A 6,110-nucleotide genomic window follows, 5' to 3' on the forward strand; every position below is an offset into this window, starting at 1 on the left:
TTTAACATCCTCCCTGCTTTAAAAAACCACTTTCCGTTATGACGTCATCCATCGGGATATCGAATGATTCATAAGGAAGTTTATCAACGATTTGCATATCCGCGGCAAGTGACAATTTTTTATTAGTAAAATCGGTTAAAAAACGGTCATAATAACCACCGCCGAAGCCGATCCGGTAACCTTGTTTATCGAAAAGCAAACCAGGTACAACAAGTAAATCAATATGATTTTTGGCTATTTTTTCAGTTTCCTGAGGTTTGGGTTCCTGTAAATTATAATAAACGATTTCTAATTGATTATAATTGTTTATCTTATAAAAATCCATTTCGCGTTCTTTGGCACGGCATTTAGGGACACAAATTCTTTTCCCATTCTGCCACGCTGTTTTGATAATTGATTCGGTATCCCACTCGAAACCATGTGAAATGGTTATGCCAATGACAGAAGACTGTCTCCAGACATTGGACATTAGCAAATTGTCCTTCAATGACAGTTCGATATTTCTTCTTTCTGTAGCTGTTAATGTCTGCAACTTCCCAATTATATTGCTTCGCAGATTCGATTTATCCAAGTCATCACCTCTAAAGTGCCATTATAAACATATGCCGTGCATAATAGAAAGCTCCTGCCACAGTTAATGGCAGGAGCTTTATTCATTACTTGGTTTCACGATGCAATGTGTGTTTTTTCAATCGTGGGCTATATTTCATAAGCTCCAATCGTTCAGGATTTGTACGCTTATTTTTTGATGTAATATAGTTACGGTCGCCTGTTTCAGTGCAGGCCATGGTAATATTTACGCGCATTTCTTTCCCTCCAAACCATAAATTGCTAGTGTTCATTAACATACTATATCATTTTTAAGACCTTAACTATAATAGCAGATGATTGGAAAATATTCAAGCCGACAATCTGTAAAATTTTGACCATTTCTCTTTTCGACAATTTATGTTATAACTATAATGATACGTGAATGGAGGGATGAAACATGCTGTCTGCCATCGTTACCGTTATCGTCCTCGGAGTGGTGCTGCTGATTCTGTCATTTTTCATGAACGATAAATTTGATGACCTTGAAAGTGAATTGGAACAGCTCTCAATCTCAACGATGCAGGAAAATTATCAAATGAAGAAAAAAATTAAAACCCTGGAAGACGAAGTGCTGACAAATGATTTTTCTCAGGAGTCAATACATAAGAGAGATAATAACAATGAAAGATAGGGGAGCGTTATGAAACAAATCATTCGTTCATTTGCATTTGGTCTGCTGACTTCCGGTATCGTGATGCTTGGCGTATTTTACGTTGCAGATGGTTCCCAATCTGAAACTGAGAATATTCCTGAAGAAGATATGATTGAAATGGTTGAGTCAAAAGGTTATCATGTACTGACAGAATCCGAATATATTTCTGTTTCCGTAGAGTCGGATGAAAACAGTGACGGAAACAATAATAATGGAAATCAGCAGAATAATTCAGACGAAACGGATTCTGATAAAACTAGTGACAGTAATAGTGAGCAAAAAAGCGACTCAGAAAAGACTGATGAAGACAGTTCTACAACCTATACACTGACGGTAGAATCAGGCGAGGCACCGTCCGAAATAAGTCAAACGCTAAAGGAAAACGGTATTATCGACGATGCTGATGCTTTCACGGAATATTTAGAGGATGAGGGCTATAGTGAATTGGTCCAACTGGGTGAGTTCGAATTATCGAGTGACATGGATCATAAGAAAATTGCTGAAACTCTCACTAACTAAGCTGTATTGCCAAGTGCAATACAGCTTCTTGTCTTTCAGGTTAATTTAGTTTATACGATTCCCCTTTTACAAGATACAAAATGCTTTCACCAATGTTGGTAATATGGTCGGCAAAACGTTCAATATAGCGGGCACTGAATACCATTTGCATGACGTACTATATTTTTTCAGAGTTATTTACCGTCTCATTTAAAATATCATGTATTTGCCAATGCGATAATATTCTTTTTAATTGTTTCTACATCTGTTTCAAACTGCTCTTTGGCAACCATCAGAATCCTCCTTTTTACGATTAGCCGAAGCGGCCTGTAATATAGTCTTCCGTACGCTTATCATCAGGATAAGAGAAAAGTTTATCGGTAATATTGTATTCAACGACTTCCCCATTTAAAAAGAAAGCTGTTTTATCGGAAATTCTGGCTGCCTGCTGCATATTATGGGTCACAATGGCGATGCTGTAATCTTTCTTAAGCGTTTGAACCAGCTCTTCAATCTTTGATGTGGATATAGGATCTAAGGCAGAAGTCGGTTCGTCCATCAAGATGACATCCGGTTCAATCGCTAAACATCTGGCAATACATAGTCTTTGCTGCTGGCCGCCTGATAAACCAAAGGCATTTTCCTGTAGACGATCTTTCACTTCATCCCATAATGCAGCACCTTTAAGACTTTTTTTGGCAATTTCGTTCAGTACTTTCTTATTTTTAATGCCGTGTGTTTTCGGTCCGTATACCACATTTTCATAAATCGATTTTGGAAACGGATTTGGGTTTTGAAAAACCATGCCAACTCTTGTGCGCAAATCTTCCACTTTATATTTCGGTCTGAAAATATCTTTGCCGTCATAGTAAATGCTTCCGTTCATCCTGACAGAAGGGACTAGTTCGACCATTCGGTTCAATGCCTTAATAAACGTTGATTTACCGCAACCGGACGGACCAATAATCGCTGTTACCTTATTAGCAGGAATATCCATCTGAACATCATAAAGTGCCTGATTATTTCCATACCATAAATTGAAATTTTGAACAGAATAAATGGTTTTCGTCTCCGCCTGATCCGATTTTTTTGCATTGACAATTGATACGTGTTTACTATCTGCTGCCGTATTCATGATAAAGCCTCCCTATTAAAATCGTTTCGAAAATTTATTCCGTATAAAAACAGCGACGGAATTCATAAGCACTAATATAACTAGTAATACGATAATGCCTGCTGATGCTACCAAATGGAATTCTTCTTGCGGTCGTCCGGTCCAATTAAAGATTTGAATCGGCAATACCGTAAAACCTGACCAGATATTTTCCGGCAAGTAAGCAATAAATGATAACGCACCAATCATCAATAGTGGTGCTGTTTCACCAATGGCTCGCGATAATGCCAATATACCGCCGGTTAAAATGCCTAGAATCGCAGCTGGCAAGACGACCCTCCGGATGGTTTGCCACCGTGTAGCCCCCATTGCATAGGATGCCTCATACTGATTTTTGGGAATAGCCCTGATAGCCTCCTGAGAAGAGACCACAATAATCGGAAGTATTAACAGACTCATTGTTAAACTGCCTGCCATAATGCTCCTGCCCATCTCCATTAATCGTACAAAGACGGTCAGACCCAGCAAACCGAATACAACGGACGGCACACCTGCAAGGTTTGAAATATTCATTCGAATAAATCGTGTAAACCTATTTTCCTTTGCATACTCCTCCAGATAGATAGCTGTTCCCACACCCAGCACAAGAGATATAGGAGCGGTAACAGTCATCAGCCATAGCGAACCGGCAATGGCCGCCTTTATACCGGCCTCTTCTGGAAAACGCGATGCAAAATTCGTTAAAAATGCCCAGTCCAGATATGGAAGTCCTTCCGAGAAAATCCGGTATAACAATACAGTTAAAACAACGATGCCAAATATAGCAGCTAAAAAAAATAGCTGCCGCATAACCTTGTTACTGACTATCCGCTTATTCATTCTAGTTTGAACGACCTGCTTATCGACAAGATTCATGTTAGTAGTCCTCCTTGAAGCGGCGGGAAATAAATTGTGATAAGAGATTCATCAGCAGTGTGAAAACAAATAATGTCATCCCAACTGCATAGATGCTGTAATAAGTGGTGGATCCATAGGAAGCATCGCCGAGCGTTACCTGAACAATATATCCGGTCATGGTTTGAATCGAGTCTGTGACATCTGTGGTAAGCTTTGGTGTTGATCCGGCAGCAACAGATACAATCATTGTCTCACCGATGGCACGGGACACTCCCAATACAAAGGACGCAATGATTCCTGACAATGCTGCTGGAACGACCACTTTCAATGCTACTTCCAATCTGGTGGACCCCATGGCAAACGCCCCCTCCCTTATAGTGCTGGGAACAGAACTCATCGCATCTTCTGAGAGTGAGGCAATCATAGGGATAATCATAATGCCTACAACAATTCCCGGACTGAGTGCATTAAAAATCGGGAGATCAGATATAACTACCTGCAGCATTGGTGTTACAAAAGTCAAAGCAAAGAAACCATAGACAATTGTTGGAATACCGGCTAGTACTTCCAGTATCGGTTTCACAACTTTCCGTACCCTGAATGATGCAAATTCGCTTAGATAGATAGCTGATGCCAGACCGACGGGTATCGCGACCATCATCGCAACAACAGTGATTAATAAAGTTCCGGAGATTAACGGAAGTATGCCATAGCTGGCATTTTTTCCAAATGGCCACCATTTGGTACCCGTGATAAATTCCATGAATGGAACCCGGTTGAAAAATGTGATGGTTTCCACTACTAATGTCAGAACAATACCGATAGTTGTCAAAATGGAGATAACTGCACACAATAGGAAGAATGCGGGTGCTGCTTTCTCCAAGAAGCGAAGAAGGAACTCGTTTGATTTCTTGTTTTTCATCATGTTTCTTACGTTGACTACCATTATGATCTCCTCTTTTATTATAAACTGGAAAAAAATGAAGTTGTGAACAACCCAGCTTTTTGCAATGCATCCTTTAAAAACGCAGGAAAGTGAGGAAAATTCCGTTAAATCTCTCCTCACCATTCACTCGTCATTTTGAACATCATCAGTGCATGATTTATTTTCCTGCCGCTTCACCCAGTTTTTGAAGTGCATCTTCATAAGCACTGCCAGGCTTTGCAACGTAGCCGACCGATTCTGCCATTTCACCCGCATGTTCCAACGTGTATTTTGCAAAATTGTATACTGATTCATTCTCGAGAGCTGAATGCTTCACATAAGTGAACAATGGTCTTGAAAAAGGGTATTCACCTGACTGGACAGTTTCCTGGCTTGGTTTAACCGTCTTACCATTGTCGTTTACGATCGGCACAGCTCTCAGGTTGTCTTTGTTTTCAGCATAGTAGGCGTACCCGAAGTAACTGATAGCATTGGGAGAGCTGGTTACACCTTGCACAAGAACGTTGTCATCTTCAGATAATGAAGCATTCTGACGAATTTGACCTTCTTCGCCAAGCACTACTTCACTGAAGTAATCAAATGTGCCGGAATCTGCTCCAGGGCTGTAGAATTGGATTTTTTCATCTGGCCACTTTTCATTAATATCAGACCATGTTGTAACGCCGCCATCTGCTGACCACATTTTATTCAATTGATCGACTGTCAACTGGTCAACCCAATCATTTTCTTTGTTGACCACAATTGACAAACCATCTAATGCTATTTCAAATTGAGTGTATTCAATGCCTGTTTCTTTGAGTGCCTGCTTCTCTTCTTTTTTAATCGGGCGGGAAGCATTCGACAGATGTGTTTCACCTGCAACAAACTTTTCAAATCCGCCTCCGCTTCCGGAAACACCAATATTTACCCGAGCCTCCGGATTTTCTTTTTGATATTCCTCAGCTACAGCTTCCATAATTGGAAATACGGTGGATGAACCATCGACCAGTACTTCTGTTGACTCTGCTGACTCACCTTCTGTGTCGCCACTTCCTTCACTATTTCCGCTACTTTCTTCATTAGAATTGCCTTCTGCATTACCGCATGCTGCTAAAAGCAATATGAGCATTAACAGTGCAAGTGCTGTGAATAATGATTTTGACCTCATTTGAAAGCCTCCTGTTATGGTGAGTTGTCAGGATCAAAGTATATTTCCTATCCTGCAATTATCATCATAACGAATGAATATTAACCCCCTATTAATTCACTGTAAAAATAACGTAAAGTTAGCAGATTAATGGTAAAGATCGGTACCGTCAAGAAGTTTGTGTAAATTAATAGAGTATCCCCGGAATTGGGGTTTGTTTTCTGACACCTTTCCCTGGGTACCCAGGGAAAGGTGTCAGAAAATTTAGCCATTTAATCATCCATCT

The 6,110-nt window shown here is 40.1% G+C and carries 8 protein-coding genes and 1 pseudogene; 2 read left to right on the forward strand and 7 right to left on the reverse strand.

Going from position 1 to position 6,110, the window contains the following annotated elements; translation table 11 throughout:
* Position 1: 1 nt before the first annotated feature.
* Both IEW67_RS13600 and rpmG read right to left on the reverse strand, forming a co-directional pair.
* The gene (locus tag IEW67_RS13600; protein WP_188633627.1) at positions 2-571 is read right to left on the reverse strand and encodes a 5-formyltetrahydrofolate cyclo-ligase; all 570 of its coding nucleotides are present in this window, start codon (positions 569-571) and stop codon (positions 2-4) included.
* An 85-nt stretch (positions 572-656) separates the two neighbouring features.
* Complete coding sequence (gene rpmG, locus IEW67_RS13605; protein ID WP_188633628.1) at positions 657-806, reverse strand: 50S ribosomal protein L33; 150 nt, start codon at positions 804-806, stop codon at positions 657-659.
* 182 nt (positions 807-988) lie between these two features.
* Between rpmG and IEW67_RS13610 the strand changes: the two genes are divergently transcribed.
* Both IEW67_RS13610 and IEW67_RS13615 read left to right on the forward strand, forming a co-directional pair.
* Positions 989-1,222, forward strand: coding sequence for a hypothetical protein (locus IEW67_RS13610; RefSeq protein WP_188633629.1), 234 nt, complete (start codon positions 989-991; stop codon positions 1,220-1,222).
* Positions 1,223-1,231: 9 nt separating this feature from the next.
* A complete protein-coding gene (locus tag IEW67_RS13615) occupies positions 1,232-1,762 on the forward strand; it encodes an endolytic transglycosylase MltG (RefSeq protein ID WP_188633630.1) in 531 nt (176 codons plus the stop codon).
* A 40-nt stretch (positions 1,763-1,802) separates the two neighbouring features.
* Here the strand turns inward: IEW67_RS13615 and IEW67_RS18490 are convergent.
* From IEW67_RS18490 to IEW67_RS13640, 5 genes and pseudogenes are all read right to left on the reverse strand, one after another.
* Positions 1,803-1,946: pseudogene (locus IEW67_RS18490) on the reverse strand (PhoU domain-containing protein); the annotation flags it as partial.
* A gap of 108 nt (positions 1,947-2,054) precedes the next feature.
* Positions 2,055-2,876, reverse strand: coding sequence for a phosphate ABC transporter ATP-binding protein PstB (gene pstB, locus IEW67_RS13625; RefSeq protein WP_188633631.1), 822 nt, complete (start codon positions 2,874-2,876; stop codon positions 2,055-2,057).
* A 15-nt stretch (positions 2,877-2,891) separates the two neighbouring features.
* Positions 2,892-3,770: a phosphate ABC transporter permease PstA gene (gene pstA, locus IEW67_RS13630; RefSeq protein ID WP_188633632.1), complete on the reverse strand. Its 879-nt coding sequence runs from the start codon at positions 3,768-3,770 to the stop codon at positions 2,892-2,894.
* A 1-nt stretch (position 3,771) separates the two neighbouring features.
* The gene (pstC, locus tag IEW67_RS13635; protein ID WP_188633633.1) at positions 3,772-4,698 is read right to left on the reverse strand and encodes a phosphate ABC transporter permease subunit PstC; all 927 of its coding nucleotides are present in this window, start codon (positions 4,696-4,698) and stop codon (positions 3,772-3,774) included.
* Positions 4,699-4,855: 157 nt separating this feature from the next.
* Positions 4,856-5,845, reverse strand: a complete 990-nt coding sequence (locus IEW67_RS13640) for a PstS family phosphate ABC transporter substrate-binding protein (RefSeq protein ID WP_188633634.1) — start codon at positions 5,843-5,845, stop codon at positions 4,856-4,858.
* Positions 5,846-6,110 lie beyond the last annotated feature (265 nt).

This window comes from Lentibacillus kapialis (genome assembly GCF_014646635.1).
GTDB classification, from domain to species: Bacteria; Bacillota; Bacilli; order Bacillales; family Amphibacillaceae; genus Lentibacillus; species Lentibacillus kapialis.

What these genes read in the sequence shown, in the direction of transcription:
- rpmG (WP_188633628.1), bottom strand. Translation starts at nt 806, where the DNA reads ATGCGCGTAAATATTACCATGGCCTGCACTGAAACAGGCGACCGTAAC.
- IEW67_RS13610 (WP_188633629.1), top strand. Translation starts at nt 989, where the DNA reads ATGCTGTCTGCCATCGTTACCGTTATCGTCCTCGGAGTGGTGCTGCTG.
- IEW67_RS13615 (WP_188633630.1), top strand. Translation starts at nt 1,232, where the DNA reads ATGAAACAAATCATTCGTTCATTTGCATTTGGTCTGCTGACTTCCGGT.
- pstB (WP_188633631.1), bottom strand. Translation starts at nt 2,876, where the DNA reads ATGAATACGGCAGCAGATAGTAAACACGTATCAATTGTCAATGCAAAA.
- pstA (WP_188633632.1), bottom strand. Translation starts at nt 3,770, where the DNA reads ATGAATCTTGTCGATAAGCAGGTCGTTCAAACTAGAATGAATAAGCGG.
- pstC (WP_188633633.1), bottom strand. Translation starts at nt 4,698, where the DNA reads ATGGTAGTCAACGTAAGAAACATGATGAAAAACAAGAAATCAAACGAG.
- IEW67_RS13640 (WP_188633634.1), bottom strand. Translation starts at nt 5,845, where the DNA reads ATGAGGTCAAAATCATTATTCACAGCACTTGCACTGTTAATGCTCATA.